General features: G+C 74.7%; 19 protein-coding genes and 1 pseudogene. 13 read left to right on the forward strand and 7 right to left on the reverse strand.

Going from position 1 to position 18,512, the window contains the following annotated elements; translation table 11 throughout:
* Positions 1-366, reverse strand: coding sequence for a hypothetical protein (locus tag ACFXPX_RS05155; RefSeq protein WP_380639592.1), 366 nt, complete (start codon positions 364-366; stop codon positions 1-3).
* Between the two features lie 200 nt (positions 367-566).
* Here ACFXPX_RS05155 and ACFXPX_RS05160 point away from each other — a divergent pair, with 200 nt between their 5' ends.
* The 4 genes from ACFXPX_RS05160 (at position 567) to ACFXPX_RS05175 (ending at position 2,482) form a co-directional block, all read left to right on the forward strand.
* The gene (locus tag ACFXPX_RS05160) at positions 567-1,010 is read left to right on the forward strand and encodes an HAD family hydrolase (protein WP_380527905.1); all 444 of its coding nucleotides are present in this window, start codon (positions 567-569) and stop codon (positions 1,008-1,010) included.
* A gap of 66 nt (positions 1,011-1,076) precedes the next feature.
* Positions 1,077-1,550, forward strand: a complete 474-nt coding sequence (locus ACFXPX_RS05165) for a hypothetical protein (protein WP_380527903.1) — start codon at positions 1,077-1,079, stop codon at positions 1,548-1,550.
* A 33-nt stretch (positions 1,551-1,583) separates the two neighbouring features.
* Entirely contained in the window at positions 1,584-1,880 is a 297-nt protein-coding gene (locus ACFXPX_RS05170; RefSeq protein WP_380527900.1) for a PRC-barrel domain containing protein, read from the forward strand.
* A 17-nt stretch (positions 1,881-1,897) separates the two neighbouring features.
* Entirely contained in the window at positions 1,898-2,482 is a 585-nt protein-coding gene (locus tag ACFXPX_RS05175) for a type 1 glutamine amidotransferase domain-containing protein (RefSeq protein WP_380591111.1), read from the forward strand.
* Between the two features lie 64 nt (positions 2,483-2,546).
* On the opposite strand, the gene ACFXPX_RS05180 is transcribed toward ACFXPX_RS05175, so the two are convergent.
* From ACFXPX_RS05180 to ACFXPX_RS05195, 4 genes and pseudogenes are all read right to left on the reverse strand, one after another.
* Complete coding sequence (locus ACFXPX_RS05180; RefSeq protein ID WP_375887044.1) at positions 2,547-3,401, reverse strand: DNA ligase; 855 nt, start codon at positions 3,399-3,401, stop codon at positions 2,547-2,549.
* Positions 3,402-3,530: 129 nt separating this feature from the next.
* Positions 3,531-4,409, reverse strand: a pseudogene (gene ligD / locus ACFXPX_RS05185) (non-homologous end-joining DNA ligase); the annotation flags it as partial.
* Positions 4,410-4,534: 125 nt separating this feature from the next.
* Positions 4,535-4,954 (reverse strand): VOC family protein, encoded by a 420-nt coding sequence (locus tag ACFXPX_RS05190; RefSeq protein WP_375886761.1) that lies wholly within the window; start codon positions 4,952-4,954, stop codon positions 4,535-4,537.
* A gap of 25 nt (positions 4,955-4,979) precedes the next feature.
* Positions 4,980-5,864, reverse strand: coding sequence for a helix-turn-helix domain-containing protein (locus ACFXPX_RS05195; protein WP_380639594.1), 885 nt, complete (start codon positions 5,862-5,864; stop codon positions 4,980-4,982).
* Positions 5,865-5,998: 134 nt separating this feature from the next.
* On the opposite strand from ACFXPX_RS05195, the gene ACFXPX_RS05200 reads away from it, so the two are divergent.
* Entirely contained in the window at positions 5,999-6,433 is a 435-nt protein-coding gene (locus ACFXPX_RS05200) for a CBS domain-containing protein (RefSeq protein WP_375886767.1), read from the forward strand.
* Between the two features lie 109 nt (positions 6,434-6,542).
* A complete protein-coding gene (locus ACFXPX_RS05205) occupies positions 6,543-7,145 on the forward strand; it encodes a pyridoxamine 5'-phosphate oxidase family protein (protein ID WP_380591102.1) in 603 nt (200 codons plus the stop codon).
* A 97-nt stretch (positions 7,146-7,242) separates the two neighbouring features.
* Here the strand turns inward: ACFXPX_RS05205 and ACFXPX_RS05210 are convergent, their stop codons facing one another.
* Positions 7,243-7,638 carry a transglycosylase family protein gene (locus ACFXPX_RS05210; protein WP_375886773.1) on the reverse strand — a complete coding sequence of 132 codons (396 nt, stop codon included), beginning with the start codon at positions 7,636-7,638 and terminating at the stop codon, positions 7,243-7,245.
* Positions 7,639-8,114: 476 nt separating this feature from the next.
* On the opposite strand from ACFXPX_RS05210, the gene ACFXPX_RS05215 reads away from it, so the two are divergent.
* The 7 genes from ACFXPX_RS05215 (at position 8,115) to ACFXPX_RS05245 (ending at position 16,015) form a co-directional block, all read left to right on the forward strand.
* On the forward strand, positions 8,115-8,660 hold the full coding sequence (locus tag ACFXPX_RS05215) for a universal stress protein (protein WP_380591096.1): 546 nt from the start codon (positions 8,115-8,117) through the stop codon (positions 8,658-8,660).
* A gap of 119 nt (positions 8,661-8,779) precedes the next feature.
* Positions 8,780-10,234 carry a PLP-dependent aminotransferase family protein gene (locus tag ACFXPX_RS05220; RefSeq protein ID WP_380527887.1) on the forward strand — a complete coding sequence of 485 codons (1,455 nt, stop codon included), beginning with the start codon at positions 8,780-8,782 and terminating at the stop codon, positions 10,232-10,234.
* Between the two features lie 268 nt (positions 10,235-10,502).
* Positions 10,503-11,012 (forward strand): hypothetical protein, encoded by a 510-nt coding sequence (locus ACFXPX_RS05225; protein ID WP_375886782.1) that lies wholly within the window; start codon positions 10,503-10,505, stop codon positions 11,010-11,012.
* Between the two features lie 177 nt (positions 11,013-11,189).
* On the forward strand, positions 11,190-11,999 hold the full coding sequence (locus tag ACFXPX_RS05230) for a DUF1963 domain-containing protein (protein WP_380639596.1): 810 nt from the start codon (positions 11,190-11,192) through the stop codon (positions 11,997-11,999).
* A gap of 379 nt (positions 12,000-12,378) precedes the next feature.
* Entirely contained in the window at positions 12,379-13,788 is a 1,410-nt protein-coding gene (locus tag ACFXPX_RS05235; RefSeq protein WP_375886785.1) for a family 2B encapsulin nanocompartment shell protein, read from the forward strand.
* A 228-nt stretch (positions 13,789-14,016) separates the two neighbouring features.
* Entirely contained in the window at positions 14,017-15,138 is a 1,122-nt protein-coding gene (locus tag ACFXPX_RS05240) for a hypothetical protein (protein WP_380639598.1), read from the forward strand.
* A gap of 106 nt (positions 15,139-15,244) precedes the next feature.
* Complete coding sequence (locus tag ACFXPX_RS05245; protein WP_380527879.1) at positions 15,245-16,015, forward strand: hypothetical protein; 771 nt, start codon at positions 15,245-15,247, stop codon at positions 16,013-16,015.
* 76 nt (positions 16,016-16,091) lie between these two features.
* Here ACFXPX_RS05245 and ACFXPX_RS05250 read toward each other — a convergent pair whose 3' ends face one another.
* Positions 16,092-18,479 (reverse strand): glycosyl hydrolase family 18 protein, encoded by a 2,388-nt coding sequence (locus ACFXPX_RS05250; protein WP_380639600.1) that lies wholly within the window; start codon positions 18,477-18,479, stop codon positions 16,092-16,094.
* Positions 18,480-18,512 lie beyond the last annotated feature (33 nt).

Raw genomic sequence — 18,512 nt, forward strand, 5'->3', positions numbered from 1 at the left:
CTACGCGCCCGGGTGGTGGCGGCCGTCGCCGAGCCGATCGTAGATCGCCCGCAGCCAGGGTTGCCGGACGGCGGGCAGCCGGGCGAGGTGGTGGCGCAGCAGGTACCGGTCGGGTTCGAACAGGAAGGCGGGGCGCAGCGGCAGCGGGTCGTCCCGCTCCTCCCCGGCGGGCAGCCTGGTGGCGAGACGGGGCGGGGGGAAGGCCAGGTACCTCCACACCCCGGCGTCCAGCGGGACGGCCACGGTGCCGGAGGGCGCCGGCCAGGCGGCGCCGGTCCACGGGTGGCGGGGGACGAGGGCGATGTCCGGCTCCGCCACCGGCACCGTCAGCTCCGTACCGCACCCGGCGCACGCGAACACCGCCACCCGCTCCCCTCCCCGTCGACGGACCTCCGGAGTATTCCGGCCCGCGCGGCGCCCGCCAAGCGGTTTTCCGGTGCCCGGGGCGGCCGTTCCGGGCAGGCTGCGCGCCGGGCCGGGGAGCGTCCTAACCTGGAAGGGCGCGCGGTGCGTGACCTGCGCGGGGGAAGCCCCGACGCAGGGCCCGGAGCACGGGAGAGGTGGCCATGACGGTGATCTCGGCGGCCCTGATCGGCACCGACTGGCGGCCCCGGCTGCCCGGCGGCGCCGAGCTGTTGCGCGAGTGCGCCGTGCGGGGCTGGACGGTGGTGCTGACCGGCCCCGGCCCGGCCGGGGTGCGGGCACTGACCGTGACCGCCCCCGGTGGCGATGCCGTGCGGGCCGCACTGGCGCTGGTGGGCGGCGGGCCCTCGCACGCGGTGGCCGTCGCCGGGAGCGTGCGCGAGGTGCTGGCGGCGCGCCGGGCCGGGGTGCCCTGCGTCGCCCTGGAGGCCGGCGGGGACGCCGGTCCCGAGCTGCGGGCGGCCGGCGCGGACGAGGTCCACCGCGACGCCGCCGCCCTGCTGCGCGTCCTGGACGACAGCCTGCTCGCCCGTCCCCGGGCCTTCGGGCGCGTGGCCGCCGCAACCGGCGGCCCCCGGAACGGTTAACGCCGGCCCGTACCGGGCAACCGCCCGGGTGCGAGCACGTCACCGGAAGTGTCGGAGGTGACCGAGATGGACGGACCCGCGTTGAGCGGATGGGAGCGGCGGCTCCTCGAGGAGATCGAGTCCGATCTGCGCCAGGACACGCGCCTCGACCGGAAGTTGAGCACGATGGGGGCCAAGCGGCCGAACCGGTTCCTGGACGCCCTGCGCGGCGTCGGGCGCCGGATCTCGGTCGGGGTCCTGTTGACCGTACTGGTGATGACGTCGATCTGCGTGGGCATCGGCGTGCGCACTCCGACCACTGCGGTGCTGACCGCCCTCGGGGTGGTCTGGGCCGCCTCGGTGGCGGCCTCGGTGGCCGCCACGGCGCTGCTGCGGCGGCGACGGGCGCCGGGCCGGGGCGACGGCGTCGTCGGCGGTGCAGCCCCGGACCGCGAGGACGGGCGGGACCGCCGGGAACGCCGGGACCGCGGGGAGGGACGGGACCGCGGGGACGGCCGGGACGGACGTGAACGAAGGCCCTGGGACCGCCCGGAGGCGTGACGCGACGGGGGGCCGAACCATCGAGAGGTGCGCATGAGTACCGACCTGTGGGAGTACCGCCCGGGCTCCCACCCCGCCGCCGACCTCAGCCTGGTCGGGTACGAGGCCCAGGCGACCGACGGACCCCTCGGCCGGGTCGACCAGGACGCCGGCGACCACCTGGCCGTCGACGCCGGCGCCTGGGTGCCGGGTGCGAGGGTGCTCGTCCCGGTCGGTCTGGTCGCCCGGATCGACCACCTGGACCGCGCCGTCCACCTGGACTGCCCGCGCGCCCGGCTGGGCACCGTCCCGCCGCCCGCCGAGCACCTCACCACCGCCCGCCGGCGCTGAGCCGTGGACCGCTGACCATGGGCTGGCCCGCCACCACCCTGACCGGCCGGACGATCGCCTTCCTGGTCGCCCCGTACGGCACCGAACAGGAGGAACTGGCCTCGCCCTGGCAGGCGGTGCTCGAAGCCGGCGGGCGCCCGCGCCTGCTCTCCACCGCGCCCGGCCGGGTCCAGGCCGTCCGGCACCGCGCGCCCGGGGACACCTTCGCGGTGGACGTCCCGGTGGCCGAGGCGGACCCGGCGGACTACGCCGGGCTGGTGCTGCCCGGCGGCGTCGCCGGTCCGGACGCGCTGCGGCTCGACCCGGCAGCGGTCGCCTTCGTCCGGGCCTGCTGCGCCGCCGGCCGCCCGGTCGCGGCGATCTGCCACGCCGCCTGGACCCTGATCGAGGCCGACGCCGTCCGCGGCCGCACCCTCACCTCCTGGCCCAGCCTGCGGACCGACCTGGTCAACGCGGGCGCCCAGTGGGTCGACCGGGAGGTGCACGTCTGCCGGGACGGCCCGGGCCCGCTGGTGACCAGCCGCACGCCGGGCGACCTGCCGGTGTTCGAGGACACCTTCGTCACCGAGTTCGCCCACGCGGCGGCCGGGCGACGGAAGTGACGCGGGGTCAGAGGATTCGTCCGTGGGTGCACGTCCGGGGCGGAGGAGCGTGACCGCGCCGGGGTCAGTCCCCGCGCAGGCGGACGAAGGTGGCGGTGGGCGGGCGGCCGGTGAGGGTGACCTCGGCGCGCAGCGGGGCGGTGAGCGGGTGCACCCGGCCGTGGTCGGGGTCGGCGGCGGGCGGGCCGAGCAGCGGGCCGGCCGCCCGGGCGACCTCCCGGGCCTGCACCGGGGTGAGCCGTGGGGTGGTCAACAGCACGCGGCCGTCGCCGAGTTCGAGCACCAGGGCGTGCGGCCGGTCGGCCGGACCGGTCAGGGCGCGGACGGTGGCGTCCTCGGTGTCGCTGCGCCGGTACTTGACCCAGGCCCGGCCCGCGCCGCGCGCCCGGTACGGGGAGGCGGCGGCCTTGCACACCAGGCCCTCCACGCCGGTGTCGGCCAGCTGGGTGATCCACGCCACGGCCTCCGCCCGGTCGGTGGTGGCCAGCACCGGCTGGATCGGCGGCGGGACGTCGGCCAGCGCGGCCAGCAGCAGCCGGCGCCGGTCGGTGAGCGGCAGGCGCCGGACGTCCCGGCCGGGCAGGGCCAGCAGGTCGAAGGCGATCAGCCCGAGCGCGACGTCCGGGGCGGCGGCCCGGGCCTGCCGGGTGTGCAGCAGCTCCTCGAAGGCGAACCGCCCGGCCCGCCAGGCGACCAGTTCGGCGTCCAGCACCAGCCCCTCGGGCAGCCGGGCGACGGCGGCGGCGATCGGCGGGAACTCGGGGGCGAGGTCGCGGCCGCTGCGGGACTGCAGGAAGGCCGGCCGGTCGCCGCGGGCGAAGGCGACACAGCGGAAGCCGTCCAGTTTCAGCTCGTACTGCACGCCGCCCCCGCCCAGCCCGTCGGCGGGCGGCACGGCGGTGACGGCGGCGGGGCGCATCACCTCGACCGGCGGGTGGAGCGCCTGCCGCGGCTGGGAGGGCCGCGCCGGGGCCGTGGGGGCCGTGGAGGCCGAGGTGGCCGTGGGGGCCGAGGTGGCCGAGGGCGCGGCACCGGCGGCGGGTGCCGCAGGCAGCGGCCGGGCCTGCTCCGGGTCCAGCAGCGGCGCGAACAGGTCGCCGTGCGCCGCCAGCCGGCCCGGCAGCTCGGCGAGGGTGAACACCAGCTCCGCCTCCCCGCGGGCCCGCTCCAACTCGGCCCAGGCCAGCGGGGCGGAGACCGTCGGCAGCGGCCGGGCCCGCAGGGTGTACGGGGCGGCGGTGGTCTTCTTGGCGTTGTTCTGCGACCAGTCGACCAGCACCCGGCCGCGCCGCCGGGCCTTGGCCATGGTGTGCACCACCAGCTCCGGGTGCTCCGCCTCCAGGGCGGCGGCCAGCGCCTTGGCGTACCCGGAGACCTCGGCGCTGGGCGTGGGCTCGATCGGCACCAGCAGGTGCAGGCCCTTGGAACCGGAGGTCTTCACCCAGGCCGACAGGCCGTCCGCGGCCAGCCGCTCGCGCAGCAGCAGCGCGACCGCCCGGCAGGTGAGCACGTCGGCGCCCTCGCCCGGGTCGAGGTCCAGGACCAGCCGGTCGGCCAGCCCGGGCGCGGCGGCGTGCCACTGCGGGACGTGCAGTTCCAGGCAGCCCAGGTTGGCGACCGCCAGCAGCGCCGCGCCGTTCTCCAGCACCACCTGGCGCAGCTCCCCGGCGGTGCTCGGCACGTCCACCGTGCGCACCCAGTCCGGGGTGCCCGGCGGCGGGTTCTTGGCGACGAACACCTCCGCCTCGACGCCGTCCGGGCAGCGCAGGAAGGAGACCGGGCGGTCCCGCAGGTGGGGCAGCAGGGCGGTGTGCACCGCGGCGTAGTAGCGCAGCACCTCGCCCTTGGGGGTGCCGATGCTCGGGTAGTACACCTTGTCGAGGTGGGACAGGGCGAGGGTGTGCCCGTCGACCGTCATCTGCGGCATCGGCGCTCTCCGGGAGTGCTGCGGTGGCCCCCTCAGCCAGTCTGCCCCGCCCCCGCCGCCCGGGCCCGGCGGCCGGAGCCCGCGGCCGCTCCACCGGGGTCCGGCTCACGGCGCCGGGGTCCGGCTCACGGCGCCGGGGCGGGCCGGGGCGCGCCCGGGTAGGTGCCGAAGTACCAGTGGTTGCCCTCCGGGTCGGCCGCGGCGAAGTCGCGCGAGCCGTAGTCGGTCTCGGTCAGGCCGGTGGTGATCCGGGCCCCGGCGGCCACGGCCCGGGCGTGCACGCCGTCCGGGTCGGCGGTGACCACGTACGCGCTGAACGTGCCCGGCTCGCCCCGCCACTGGCCCGGCGCGGTCTCGCGCACCGAGCCGAGCATCACGCCGCCGCCCTCCGGCCAGGCCAGTTCGGCGTGCGCCACGAACTCGCCCTCGCCGTAACTGGCCACCTCCTGGAAGCCGAAGGCCTCCACCAGGAAGCGGATCAGGGCGCGGGCGTCGGTCGCGCGCAAGGTGGGCCAGACCTGCGGGGCAGGGGTCTCGGTGTCCATGAATCTCACTCCTCGGGTGCGGTGGTTACGCCTCCCACTCTGCGGCCGCCCCCGCCGCCCCGCCTTGGACGTTTCGGAACTTGCCCTCCTCCGGCCGCTCCGCCGCCAGCCAGGCACTCGGCGCCGACCCCGCCAGCGCGCGGAACTCCCGGGCCAGGTGCGCCTGGTCGAAGTAGCCGCAGCGGAGCGCCAGTTCCGCCAACCGGGGCGGCGGCGCGCCGGTCGCCAGCAGGTGCCGGGCCCGGTCGAAGCGGATCACCCGGGCGGCGGCCTTCGGGGTCAGCCCGGTCTCCCGGCGGAACCGCTCCTGGAGGTGCCGGGCGCTCCACCCGGTCTCCCGGGCCAGCTCGGCCACCGGCAGCGCCCCGCCGCTGCGCCGCAGCGCCCGCCAGGCCCAGCCCACCTCCGGCGGTACCAGGCCGGACGGCCGGGCGGCCCGCAGCAGCGCCCCGTCCAGTGCGGCGAACCGCTCCGCCCAGCCGTCGGCCGCCCGCAGCCGCTCCTGCAACTGCGGGCCGAGCCGGCCGAGCACGTCCTCCGCCGGGACGTCGATCCCGGCCAACTCCCCTGCGGGCAGACCGAACAGCGCCCGGGCGGCGAGCGGGTGCACGGCGATCTGCACCCCGGACTGGGCGCCCTCGTGGGTGATCAGGGCGGGGGAGGTGTGCAGCCCGCCGAGCAGCGTCGGGTAGCTGCCGGGCGGCTGCGCCGGATCGGGGTGGCCGGCGATCACCAGCGGCTCGTCCAGGGTGAGGATGAAGGTCAGGTACGGGGAGGGCAGGCCGCGGTGCACGGCCGGGGCCAGGCCGCGCTGGCGGTAGCCCGAGTACCAGGCCACGTACGGGCGCAGCGCCGTCGCGGGCCGGGCGCGGACGGCCTCGTCGACCGGGTCGGTGGCTTGCGTGGTCACGGGTTCCAGTATCGGCGCCCGCGGTCGCGGGCGGGAGCGCGGTCGCCTACGGTGAGGGCACGGTCACCCTGTGAGGGGCGCGGTGCGCCGCCGGGGGATGGCCGCCGGGGGGCAACACCGACGAAGGAGTCCCCGTGACCACTGCCCGAGACATCATGCACACCGGCGCCCAGTGCATCGGCGCCCACCAGACGCTGGACGAGGCCGCGAAGATGATGCGCGACAAGAACGTCGGCGCGCTGCCGATCTGCGGCGACGACCAGAAGCTCCACGGCATCATCACCGACCGCGACATCGTGGTGCGCTGTCTCGCCGAGGGCAAGGACCCGGCCGCCATGACGGCCATCGAACTGGCCGGGCACCTGCACTGCGTGCGGGCCGACGACAGCATGGACACGGTGCTCAAGAAGATGGAGCAGCACCAGATCCGGCGCATCCCGGTGATCGACGGCGACCGGCTGGTCGGCATGATCAGCGAGGCCGACCTGGCGATGGGTCACCGCGAGGGCCACCGGCTGACGGACCAGCAGATCATCGAATTCATGGACAGCGTCTACTCGAAGCGCTGACGCGCCCACCTTGAACGACGGCCCCGCCGTGCCCGCGGCGGGGCCGCTCGCCGTCTCATGGGCTGGATTTTCCTTTCTCGCAAGGCGAGATGCGGGCACAATCGCGCACATGGGAAAGCAGTACGAATGCATCGACGGCCGGCTGCGGCAGTTCATCGAACGCCAGCCCGTCTACTTCGTCGCGACGGCACCGCTGGCCGGTGACGGGCACGTCAACCTCTCGCCCAAGGGCCGCTCCGGCACTCTCGCGATCATCGACGAACTCACCCTCGCCTACCTGGACTTCGGCGGCTCGCAGGCCGAGACCATCGCCCACCTGCGGGAGAACGGCCGGATCACCCTGATGTGGTGCGCCTTCGACGGCCCGCCCACCGTGGTGCGGGTGCACGGCCACGGCGAGCCGGTCTTCCGGGACGACCCGCGCTTCGCGGACCTCCTCGCCCGCTTCGAACCCGGGGTGGACGGCTCGGGCCTGCGGGCCATCGTGCTGGTCCGGGCCGAACGGGTCAGCGACTCCTGCGGGTACGCCGTGCCGTTCATGGACTACCGCGCCGACCGCGACCTGCACGCGCAGTACTTCGACCGCAAGGACGAGGACGAGTTCGGCGCCTACTGCGAGCGCAAGCCCCTCGTCGCCACCAGCATCGACGGCCTGCCCGCCCTCCCCCTCCCACTCCCCGCCCGCCCGACCGCGTCGACCCAGTCGGCCTGAGGGTCTGCGGGCCGGACGGGCGGGGCGGACGGTGACATGGCGAAGCCGCCGTACCCCGGGGGGTGCGGCGGCTTCGTGGGTGCGTGGGGCGGCGGGCTTACTTGCCCAGGCCGGCCTTGACGGAGCAGATCGGCCAGGCGCCGGGGCCCTGGGCGGCGAGGACCTTCTCGCCGATCGCGATCTGCTGGGCCTTGGAGGCCATGTGGGCCTGTGGGGCGTACGCGGTGCCGCCGAAGGCCGCCCAGGTGCTGGAGGTGAACTGCAGGCCGCCGTAGAAGCCGTTGCCGTTGTTGATGGCCCAGTTGCCGGTGGCCTCGCAGGAGGCGACCTTGTCCCAGACCGACGCCGGCGCGGCGGAGGCGCTGGTGGCCGTGACGAGGCCGGCCACCGGCAGCGCGGTGAGCGCCCCGGCCATCAGAGCCATCCGGACGCGGTTGCGGCGCTTCGGGGTGGCAGTGGTGGTGGCAGCGGCAGTCTCGTTACGGAAGGTCATGCGTTTCCTTTCGGAGGGGGTGTGCGGGCGTGCGGAACCAGGCCTTCGGAAGGCCGTCGGTTGCGGGGACGCATCGCTCGCGCGGTCCGGCACCGTTCCTGCCCGGGGGCCGTGGGGCCCGGCCGGAGCGGAATCGCTCGGTGCAACGAGTTCGAAGGTACGGGGGTGGTCGTGGCGGTTTCAAGGAATCGCAGGTTCGAGCACGTCAGAGGCCTGTTACCGCAGGTAGCGATCACGAAAATAAGGTGATTCAGACCGATTTGCGGCTATTTCCAAGATCAAACCACCCCCGGAAGTGGCCCCGGTCACCGCGAAGGCCGTGTGAGGCCGCGCACACCGTCGACAGCGCGTGACGGCCCGCCCGCCCCCGGTACCGGCGCGGCGCCGCCGCGGGCCCGCCCGGGTGGCCCGCGCCACAGCCCTCACCCGGAGTGCCCCCGCCGGCCACCCACGGTGGCGGGCATAGCCTTCCGCCCATGAGCAATGACAGCGATGCGGCCGACACCGGGGCCGTCGAGGGCGCGGGCCGACCGGCCGGCGCCGAGCACGGGGAGCACCAGCCGGCCGTCGCACCGAGCGGCTTCGAGCTGGGGACCGACGGACCCAAGGTGATCCTGGCGGGCCTGGACGGCTCCGACTCCTCCTGGCGCGCCACCGCCTACGCCGCCGGACTGGCCCGCCGGCAGGGCGCCCAGCTGGCCGTCGCCTACGTCCAGCCGATACTCGGCGCCGCCACCGCCCTGGCCGGGGCCGCCGTGGAGGAGACCACCCAGGAGGTCGCCGACGAGCTGCTGGCCGCGCTGCGCGAGGCCGAGCAGCGGGTGAGCGAGGTCTGGCGGGTGGAGTGGAGCTTCCTCACCCTGCGTGGCGACCCCTACGCCGGCCTCGCCAAGCTCGCCGACGAGCTGCGCGCCGACGCCGTGGTGGTCGGCGTCTCGGAGCAGGCCGGGCACAAGGTGATCGGCTCGGTCGCGGTCCGGCTGGTCAAGGCCGGCCGCTGGCCGGTCACCGTCGTGCCGTAGCCGTAGCCGTAGCCGTAGCCGTAGCCGTAATAGGGGTGGCCGTCGGAGGGGTGGCCGCAGTGGTACGGGCCCGGACCGCCCGCCGGGCGGCGCCGGAGCGGCGGGTAGGGTGCGTGACCATGACGGAGACGTCGGGCGCGCACCCCACCGAGCCGGCCCACCCGACCGGTAACGACCTGCATCTGGACCTGCCCGCCACCGGCGGCCGCCGCGCCGCACTGATGGCCGCGCTGCGCGAGGCGATCCGCAGCGGCAGACTGGCCCCCGGCACCCGACTGCCGCCCTACCGGGCCCTGGCCACCGACCTCGGCCTGGCCCGCAACACCGCCGCCGAGGCCTACGCCGAGCTCGTCGCCGAGGGCTGGCTCACCGCCCGCCAGGGCTCCGGCACCACCGTCGCCGACCGCGCCGCACCCGTCCCGCCCACCCGGGCCCGCCGCCCCGCACTCCGCTCCGGACCGGCGCACGACCTGCGCCAGGGCCAGCCCGACGCCGCCTCCTTCCCCCGCGCCGCCTGGTTGGCCGCCGCCCGCCGGGCCCTCACCGCCGCCCCGAACGAGGCCTTCGGGCCGGGCGACCCCCAGGGCCGGCCCGAACTGCGCGCCGTCCTCGCCGACTACCTCGCCCGCGCCCGCGGCGTGCGCACCGACCCCGACCGGATCGTGGTCTGCTCCGGCTTCGCCCACGCGCTGCGCCTGCTCTTCGACGGTGCCGCGCCCGCCCTGCCGCCCGCCGACCAGGGGCCGCTGGCCGTCGAGGCGTACGGGCTGGGCTTCCACCGCGGGCTGCTGGCCGCCGCCGGCGTCACCGCCGTCCCGCTGTCGATCGACGAACAGGGCGCCCGGATAGGGGAGTTGGCCCGGTGCCCGGAGGTCCGGACGGTCCTGCTCACCCCCGCCCACCAGTTCCCGACCGGCGGCCCGCTGCACGCCGGGCGCCGCGCCGCCGTGATCGACTGGGCGCGCGGACGCGGCGGGCTCGTCCTGGAGGACGACTACGACGGGGAGTTCCGCTACGACCGCCAGCCGGTCGGCGCCGTCCAGGGGCTCGACCCCGAACGGGTCGTCTACCTCGGCAGCGCCAGCAAGAGCCTGAGCCCGGCGCTGCGCCTCGGCTGGATGGTCCTGCCGGACCACCTGGTCGACCGGGTGCTCGCCGCGAAGGGCGAACGCGAGGCCTGGGCCAGTGCGTTGGACCAGCTGACGCTCGCCGAGTTCATCGACTCCGGCGGCTACGACCGCCACCTGCGCCGGATGCGCCGCCGCTACCGGGACCGCCGCGACCAGCTGGTGACCGCGCTGGCCGCCCACGCCCCGCACATCGAGGTGTCCGGCATCGCGGCCGGCCTGCACGCCGTGCTGCGGCTCGCCCCCGGCACCGAACGGTCCGTTCTCCAGGCCGCCGCCCATCGCGGCCTGGCGGTCGAGGGGCTCGCCGACTACCGGCACCCGGCGGCCGATCCGGCGGCGACGCCCGCCGTCGACGGCCTGGTGGTCGGCTACGCCACGCCGCCGGACCACGCCTGGCCGGCCGCGCTCCGGGCACTGTGCGACGTCCTGCCGTCGCCGGCCTGAGCGCCTGCCGGCCGGAGCACCTATCGGCCTCAGCGCACCTGCCTCAGCGCACCGGCCTCTATGCGCCGGCCTCAATGCGCCAGCCCGGCCTGGGCGCACCGGCCCGAGCAGGCCGTCCGGGTGCGCGGCGAAGGATAGGGCACCGGCGGTTCCGCCGGGCCGGAACGCGGACGGTCGGTCCCCGGCGTCCGCCCGCCGCTCGTACGCGAGTACGGGTTCGGGCCGAGGAGGGCGGCCCCGACGGCGCCGCCCCCTACGCTCCTTGGACATGCGCAGAACACATCTGAGCCGTGCCGCGCTCGCCGTGGGCCCGGCCCTCGCCGCCGGACTGCTGCTGGCGGCACCCGCCCGGGCCGCCGACAGCCCGCTGCCCCTGACGGCCGTCTCCGACCACCAGACGACCGGCCGGGGAGGTGAGTTCACACTGACCCTGACGCTCACCAACCCGTACGACACCCCGATCCAGTTCGTCTACCAGAGCGTCCAGGAGACGTACGACACCAGCCTGGTGAAGGGGCTCAAGTACACCGCCACGGCCTGCGGCACCCAGACCAACGGGTGCAGCGACAACGTGCACGGCGGCATCGCCCGCTACGACGTCCCGCTCGCCCCCGGCGCCAGCAGCACCTTCACGGTCACCTACGCCGTGGCCCCGGACTCGGCCTGCGGCCAGGGCGTCCGGATCGACTTCTACTCGTACCTGTACTACGAGTACCAGGGCGGCCTGGCCAACAACTCCGGCATCCTGGGCATCCCCGGTACCCAGGTCGCCTGCTGATCCACCCCCTCCCCCCGGCGCGGCCCTCGCGGCCGCACCCCCCGTACACCCGTCAGGTGCCGGCCACCCCCGTACCGGCACCTGACGGGCCTTCCGCATGCGTCGGTGCCGGTGCCGGTGCCGGAGGTGGAGTCGGTGCCGGGCTCGGTGTCGGAGCCGGGTGACAGGGTTCGGACCATGCCCGACTACGCATGGATGCCGTACCGCCCCGGACCGGACGACGACCTGCCCCTGCCCCTGCCCTACGGGCTGTACGCCGCCCTGCGGGAGCAGGTGGGCCCCGAGCACACCTCCCGGGTCGGCTGGCTGCTGCGCCCCTCGCTGGAGCTGCGCGCGGACGTCGCCGAGGAGGAGCCCGGCTGGACGTCCGTCGGGCGGACCGGCGGATCGGCGGCGCTGCCGCCCGGCGTCGACTGGCCCGAGGGCGACGGCCACCCGATGGAACTGCTCGCCCGACTCGACTGCGCCCGGCTGGCGGAGGCCTTCCGGGCCGGTGGCGGCGGTCGCTGGCCGCTGCCGGTCGAGGGCCTGCTGCTGTTCTTCCACGACCCGATGCCCGCCGACCTCGACGGGGAGAGCTGCCGGGTGCTGCACGTCCCGGCCGGGAGCCCGGAGCGTCCGGCCCCGCCGGACCCGGACGGCCTGGAGCCGCTGCCCGCTCGGCCGGTCCGGGCGCGCTGGGCCCTGTCGGCGCCCTCCTACCTGGAGGACGAGCTGCGGGCGCTGCTCGCGGGTGACTACCTGGTGGCCATGGGCGTCTCGGACGCCTGCCGCGAGCACCTCGGCGGCGCCGACGTCCGGCTCCTGGGGTGGTGCGACAGCGACAACACCACCCGCCCCGACGGGCACCGGCCGCTGCTCCAGGTCGAGGGCTCGGCGGTGGACGCGCGGTGGGGCGAACTCGTCAACGTCTCGTTCTGGATCACCGAGGAGGACCTGGCCGCAGGCCGCCTCGACCGGGTGCGGCAGGGCCTGGAGGTCGCCTGAGCGGTGTGCCGGGTTGACGGCAGGGGGGCTGCGCGGCAGGAGGGCGCGCGGGGTGGGGTCGGGTCGGCGGGGCGCCCGGGGTACGGGGTACGGGGTGAGCGCCCGCGAACGGGTGTTCCGGTGACGATAGCGGCCCGTGGGGGCGGATCACCGGAGATTCACCCTATCGGGGGGTAGTGGGCCGCCCTACGGGCTCCGTCGGGTTCTGGTGATCTAGGGTTCCGGATGGGCCGCCGGGCGATGGCGGTCGTCCTCTCGATACTCGCCAACTTCCCCACCAGCTCGCGGATCTGATGATCCGTCGCGGAGCATGCCCCGGAACCGGAGCGGTACCGGCCCCGGCTGCGTGATCCGACCACACGAATGGAGACCCCTGCCGATGTCCGTGGACACGACGAGCCCGGAGACACAGCAGGACCGGCAGCAGAGCCTCGCGACGGCCGCTGCCCGCAACCTTGCCACCACGACCAAGTCCGCCCCGCAGATGCAGGAGATCACCTCCCGCTGGCTGCTCAAGGTGCTCCCGTGGGTCGAGGCCCACGGTGGTGCGTACCGGGTCAACCGACGGCTCACCTACACCGTCGGCAACGGCGTGGTGGAGTTCATCAAGACCGGATCCCAGGTCCGCGTGATCCCGGCCGAGCTGGGCGAACTCGCCCTGCTGCGCGGCTACGAGGACGAGGAGGTGCTGACCGCCCTCGCCGACCGCTGCCAGCAGCGCGACTTCGGCCCCGGCGAGGTGCTCACCACCCAGGGCGAGGCGGCCGACCGGATCTTCCTGATCGCGCACGGCAAGATCAACAAGATCGGCACCGGCAAGTACGGTGACGAGACCGTGGTCGGCGTGGCCGCCGACGGCGACCGCTTCGGCGACGACTCGCTGCTGAACCCGGACGCGGTCTGGGAGTACACGGCGAAGACCACCACCTCCGGGGTCGCCCTCACCCTGAGCCGGGACGACTTCGCCCGCATCCGGGACAACGCGCCGAGCCTCCAGGAGCACCTGACGACGTTCCTGTCCCTGCCGCTGCAGGCCCAGAACGAGCGCGGCGAGGCCGAGATCGCCATGTCGGCCGGCCACCGCGGCGAGTACGAACTCCCCGGCGCCTTCGTGGACTACGAGCTCAAGCCGCGCGAGTACGAGCTGAGCGTCGCCCAGACCATCCTCAAGATCCACACCCGCGTCGCGGACCTGTACAACCAGCCGATGAACCAGACCGAGCACCAGCTCCGGCTGACCATCGAGGCCCTGCGCGAGCGGCAGGAGCACGAGATGATCAACAACCCGGAGTTCGGCCTGCTCAACAACGCCGACTTCGACCAGCGGATCCAGACCCACTCCGGCCCGCCCACCCCGGACGACCTGGACGAGCTGCTCAACCGCCGCCGCGACCCGGACTACCTGCTGGCCCACCCCAAGGCCATCGCCGCGATCGGCCGCGAGTTCAACGCCCGGGGCATCTACCCGCACCACGTCGACCTCGGCGGGCAGCAGGTGCCGGCCTGGCGCGGGGTTCCGATCCTGCCCTGCAGCAAGATCCCGATCACCAAGGAGAACACCAGCTCGATCCTGGTGATCCGTACCGGTGAGGACAACCAGGGCGTCATCGGCCTGCACCAGACCGGGCTGCCGGACGAGTACCAGCCCTCGCTCTCGGTCCGCTTCATGGGGATCGACGAGAAGGCGATCATCTCCTACCTGGTCAGCGCCTACTACTCCTGCGCGATCCTGGTGCCGGACGCGGTCGGCGTGTTGGAGAACGTCGAGATCGCGCACCGCCGCCACTGAGCGCGCGGAACGGCGGGCGCGGGCCGTAACCGGTCGGCGCGAAGATCGTTTCACCTGATGGCGGACGGCCCGCCCCGGAGGCGGGCCGTCCGCCTGATCACGTCTGAATGCGCATGGTCGTACCCGATCGGCTCTGATCCGGATCCGACCACTGCCGTCCGTTCCTGTCGGCTGATCAGCCAAATCCCTTCCGTCCTGCCCGGACGACCCGAGAGGTGTGTGGAGCCCATGCCGCAGCGCCGGCAGTACCGACGGATACCGCGGCACGGCGGCGGGGGCGCGGTCCCCGGTCGGCGGGCGCGGCTGATCGGCGCTGCGGTCGGCGTGGTGGCGATGTGCGCACTGGTCGGCGGGGCCAGCGCCTCGGGGGCCGAACGCCCCGGCGGGCACGCGAACGGCGCGGCCGTCGACACCTGCGTGTGCACCGGGACGGACGTGTCCACCACGGTGGGCCCGGGCGGCAGCGTGGACGTCGGAGTGGACGTGGACGTCGAGGTCGGCGTCACCGTCGCCCCCGACGTCGGCCGCCACCACGGGCCCCGGCCGCCGCACGACCACCACCACTGCCACCGGCCGCTGACGGCCGGCACGGTGCCCGCGGTGCCCTCGCCCTCCGGCACGGCCGGGCTCCGGCCGGCGCCGGGGCGACCGACCGACGGCCACGGGTCCGGCGGCCACGGGGGCGGCGGCGAATGGTCCGGTGACGACGGGCAGGGGGAGCACGGGGACGGCTGGTGGCACTGGGGCCACGGGGGGCACCACCATCACCACCACCATCCGCACCCCTGCCCGAGCCCCACCCCGACGCCCACCCCGACCCCGACGCCTACGCACACACCGACGCCGACCCCCACCCCTACGCATACCTCGACGCCGACGCCCACCCCGAGCGCCACCCCCACGCCGTCCCCGACCGCGGTCCCGTCGCCCCCGGCCCCCAGCCCGCCGGCGTCGCCCCCGGCCCCGGCGTCTCCGCCGCCGCCCGCCCCCGCACCGGCGCCACCGCCCCCGGCGGTGCCCGCCGTGCCCGCGGCCCCGGCGCCCGCCGCCCCCGCTCCGCCACCGCCACCGGTGGTGCCGGTTCCGGCGGTGCCCGACCCGACGGTCCCCGCCGTGGTGGCGCCCAGCCCCGTGCTGCCGAGCCCGGCCCGTCCGAGCCCGGCCCGGCCCACGCCGTCGGCGCATCCCTCCTTCAAGGTGGTGCGGGCCGCCAAACCGGGGCCCGTCGCGCCGCCGCACCACGGCGCCTCGACCACCACCACGATGCTGCTGATCACCGTCCCCGCGGTGCTCGCGGCGGCCTCGCTGCGCCCGGGGCGTGGCCGCGGCCGCGGTGGTTCCGGGTCCTGACGGCCTCCCGTCCCGACCTTCCCCCGGCTCCTCCTGTCGAGTCCTGTCGAGCGGGCCCGGGGGTTCGCCTTTCACGTCACGAGCCAAGCCAGAGAAGGGAGTTCCCATGTCCGAGTGGGTGGCGCTGATCATCGCCTTGGCGGCGGCCTGTGCCGTTGTGTTGGCGGTGGTGGTGCTGCGGCGCCGCGGCACCGGCGTCGTCGAGAACACCGACGAGACGCCGGACGTCATCGAGTACATCACGATGATGATCGGAGTGGTCTACGCGATCGTCCTCGGCCTCGCCATCGCGGGTGTCTGGGAGGCGCGCGGCGCCGCCCAGGACGACCTGTTCCGTGAGGCCCAGTCGCTGCGGGAGGTCAGCGACCGGGCGGTGGTCTACCCGGTCGAGTTCCGCGACCAGGTCCGGGCCGACGTCGACGCGTACGTCACCTACGTGGTGACCGTCGAGTGGGACTACATGGGCAAGAACGGTGAGATCACCGACAAAGGCACCGAGTTGCTGGACAAGATCCAGAACGAGGTGGTCTCCCGGGCGCCGGCCTCGGAGCTGGAGGCCCAGGCCTACCAGCCGATCACCGACCGGATCAGCCAGGCCTCCGACTCCCGCAACCAGCGCGGCCAGAACGCCGGGCCGACCATGCCGGGCGTGGTGTGGTTCGGGCTGATCGGCGGGGCGGTGGTGACCATCGGCATGCTGTTCGCGCTGCAGATCCAGCGCACACCGAGGGAGTTGATCCTGGCGGCCTGTTTCAGCGTGCTGATCGCCTTCCTGCTGTTCATGATCTGGGACTTCGACGATCCGTTCGCCCGGAGCGTCTCGGTCACCACCCAGCCCTTCACGGACCTCTTCCCCTCGCTCAACCTCAAGAGTTGAACCGGGGCCGAGACCGATGCCGGCGCCGGTGGTCCCGAACGGGGCCACCGGCGTCGGTCGTTCGACCGGCTCGACGTCAGCGCAGGCTGCTGTCCATCGAGTTGAGCATGGTGCCGGAGGCGTCGTCGTTCTCCAGCGAGAAGGCGAACAGGCCGCCCAGGCCCTTGCCCTTGGCGTAGGCGCCGCGGGCCTGGACGGCCTGCGGGGTGTCACCCGTCCAGAAGTTGGTGCCGTCGTAGACCCAGCTGCTCTCCGTCACCGGGTCCCAATGGGTCTGCGCGGCGGTCGGGTTGAGCTCCTTCCAGGCGGCCAGACCGGCCTCCTGGCTGAGCGGCTTGGCGGCCGTCGGGCCGGTCGCGCTCTGGTACAGGCCGTAGTTCGCGCCGGCCGGGACGCCGGTCCAGCCGCGCCAGTAGAACGGGATGCCGAGCACGATCTTGTTCGCCGGGAAGCCGCCGGGGACGCCGTACTCGGGCAGGCCGGCGGTGTACGCGGTGAGGGTGGTGTCCACGTTGTACTTGCGGGTGCCGGGGGTGATCGGTGTGGTCGGGTCCGCCGGGCTGTCGTGCAGCGGGTCCTGGTGGTTGGTCGGGCCCTTGGCGTCCCAGGAGCCGTGCATGTCGTAGGACATCACGTCGGCGTAGTCCAGGTAGGCGCCGATCTTGTCGGTCTCCAGCTGGGCGATCTTGTCCTGGCCGCTGGGCAGCGCGGCGCTCAGCAGGTAGCGCTTGCCCTGGGCGGCGCCGAGGGCGTCCAGCTGGGTGCGGAACTCCTTGAGCAGCAGGGTGTAGTTCTGCTTGTCGGCGGGGGAGTAGTGGTTGCCGGTGTGGCCGCCGGCCGAGCCCGGGTACTCCCAGTCGATGTCGATGCCGTCGAAGATGCCGGCCGCCGAGGCCGCGCCGCCGGAGGCGTCACCGGCGACCCCGGTCGGCAGGTTCCCCTTGAGGAACATGTCGACGCAGGAGGAGACGAAGGCCTTCCGGGAGGCGTCGGTGGCGGCCGCGTCCGAGAAGTACTTGGAGTACGTCCAGCCGCCGATCGAGATGGTGAAGCGCAGGTTCGGGTACTTGGCCTTGAGCTGGCGCAGCTGGTTGAAGTTGCCCTTGAGCGGCTGGTCCCAGCCGTCGGTGCTGCCGTCCACGCTGGTGGCGGAGGTGTAGCCGTCCTGGTAGTCGGCGTAGGCGTCGCCCGCGCCGTCACCGGCGTTGGGGTCGGAGTCGTTGGCCGAGTCGGAGGTCTTCACCGCCTGGAAGCAGGTGAACTTCGAGGGGTCGATGTTGGCGAAGGCGTAGTGGACGACGTCCAGCTTGTTCGCGGCGCCGCTGGTGTCGACGTTCTTCGGGTAGTAGGCGTTCTCGTAGATGCCCCACTGGTCGAAGTAGGCCGCGCGGACCGGCTGTTGGGCGGGCGCCGCGGCGGTCGTGGTGCTCACCGGGGCGGACTGGGCGGAGGCGTGGCTCCCCGAGTAGCCCTGGACGCTGAACGTGTAGGCCTGGCCGGGCCGCAGCGAGCTGACGGCGACCGAGGTGCCCATCGAGGTGGCGACCAACTGGCCGTTGGACCACACCTTGTAGGCGACCGGGCCGTCGTCGCCGTTCAGGGTGGACGGCTGCCAGCCGAGCACCACGGCGCCGGAGGTGACCTTGCTGACCGTGACGCCGGTCGGGGTGGTGACCTTGCCGTCCCCGGCCGGGCCGCTCGCGGTGGCGGTCGGACTCCCGGTCGGACTCCCGGTGGGGCTGCCGGTGGGGCTCCCGCTCGGGGAGCCCGTCGCGGTCGGACTTCCGCTGGGCGAGCCGGTGGCCGTGGGGCTGCCCGAAGCCGTCGGGCTGGTGGACGCCGTGGGGCTGCCCGTGGCCGTCGGGCTGGTGGACGCCGTCGGGCTGGTGGTGGAGGTCGGCCCGCCCGGACCGGTCAGGGTGAGGTCGTCCGCGTAGTACGTGCCGGTGCCGTACCAGCCGTGGGTGAAGACCGTGACGGAGGTCGTGGTGGCGCCGGTGGTGAAGGTGCTGCTGAGCTGGTTCCAGCCCGTCCCGCCGGGCGTCCAGCTGGAGGCGTTGACGCCGGTGCCGGTGGCGCCCAGGTACACGTAGCTGCCCTGGACGAAGCCGGCCAGGGTGTAGCTGGTGTTCGGCTGGACGGTGACGGTCTGCTGGCACTGCGCGGTGTCGGAGCCGGAGGCGGCGCCGCTGAGCGCGTAACTCCCGCCGTGCACCGGGGTGGTGACCACCGAGCCGTTGGAGCAGCTCCAGCCGGACAGGGTGCCGGTCTCGAAGCCGCCGTTGGCCAGCAGGTTGACCGGCGAGGCGGCGGCGGAGCCGAGGGTGAGGGCGAGGGCGGCGCCGCTGGTGGTCAGCGTGGCGGCCAGGGCGAGTGCGGTGGCCCGTCTGTGCCGGGCGGCCCGACGGGCGGCTCGACCCTCGGCGGGCAGGTCGGGCCGTGCGGGCAGGACGCGGTCGTGCATGCGGGGTGTCCTCCGGATGTGTGGGGGTTCCGG

Source organism: Kitasatospora sp. NPDC059146, assembly GCF_042786665.1.
Taxonomy (GTDB): domain Bacteria; phylum Actinomycetota; class Actinomycetes; order Streptomycetales; family Streptomycetaceae; genus Kitasatospora.

Excerpts from the sequence above, each read along its gene's own strand:
- ACFXPX_RS05170 (WP_380527900.1), top strand. The coding sequence starts at position 1,584 with ATGAGTACCGACCTGTGGGAGTACCGCCCGGGCTCCCACCCCGCCGCC.
- ACFXPX_RS05240 (WP_380639598.1), top strand. The coding sequence starts at position 14,017 with ATGCCGCAGCGCCGGCAGTACCGACGGATACCGCGGCACGGCGGCGGG.
- ACFXPX_RS05165 (WP_380527903.1), top strand. The coding sequence starts at position 1,077 with ATGGACGGACCCGCGTTGAGCGGATGGGAGCGGCGGCTCCTCGAGGAG.
- ACFXPX_RS05245 (WP_380527879.1), top strand. The coding sequence starts at position 15,245 with ATGTCCGAGTGGGTGGCGCTGATCATCGCCTTGGCGGCGGCCTGTGCC.
- ACFXPX_RS05210 (WP_375886773.1), bottom strand. The coding sequence starts at position 7,638 with ATGACCTTCCGTAACGAGACTGCCGCTGCCACCACCACTGCCACCCCG.
- ACFXPX_RS05190 (WP_375886761.1), bottom strand. The coding sequence starts at position 4,954 with ATGGACACCGAGACCCCTGCCCCGCAGGTCTGGCCCACCTTGCGCGCG.
- ACFXPX_RS05160 (WP_380527905.1), top strand. The coding sequence starts at position 567 with ATGACGGTGATCTCGGCGGCCCTGATCGGCACCGACTGGCGGCCCCGG.
- ACFXPX_RS05180 (WP_375887044.1), bottom strand. The coding sequence starts at position 3,401 with ATGCGCCCCGCCGCCGTCACCGCCGTGCCGCCCGCCGACGGGCTGGGC.
- ACFXPX_RS05235 (WP_375886785.1), top strand. The coding sequence starts at position 12,379 with ATGTCCGTGGACACGACGAGCCCGGAGACACAGCAGGACCGGCAGCAG.
- ACFXPX_RS05205 (WP_380591102.1), top strand. The coding sequence starts at position 6,543 with ATGGGAAAGCAGTACGAATGCATCGACGGCCGGCTGCGGCAGTTCATC.
- ACFXPX_RS05250 (WP_380639600.1), bottom strand. The coding sequence starts at position 18,479 with ATGCACGACCGCGTCCTGCCCGCACGGCCCGACCTGCCCGCCGAGGGT.
- ACFXPX_RS05225 (WP_375886782.1), top strand. The coding sequence starts at position 10,503 with ATGCGCAGAACACATCTGAGCCGTGCCGCGCTCGCCGTGGGCCCGGCC.
- ACFXPX_RS05230 (WP_380639596.1), top strand. The coding sequence starts at position 11,190 with ATGCCCGACTACGCATGGATGCCGTACCGCCCCGGACCGGACGACGAC.
- ACFXPX_RS05215 (WP_380591096.1), top strand. The coding sequence starts at position 8,115 with ATGAGCAATGACAGCGATGCGGCCGACACCGGGGCCGTCGAGGGCGCG.
- ACFXPX_RS05220 (WP_380527887.1), top strand. The coding sequence starts at position 8,780 with ATGACGGAGACGTCGGGCGCGCACCCCACCGAGCCGGCCCACCCGACC.
- ACFXPX_RS05175 (WP_380591111.1), top strand. The coding sequence starts at position 1,898 with ATGGGCTGGCCCGCCACCACCCTGACCGGCCGGACGATCGCCTTCCTG.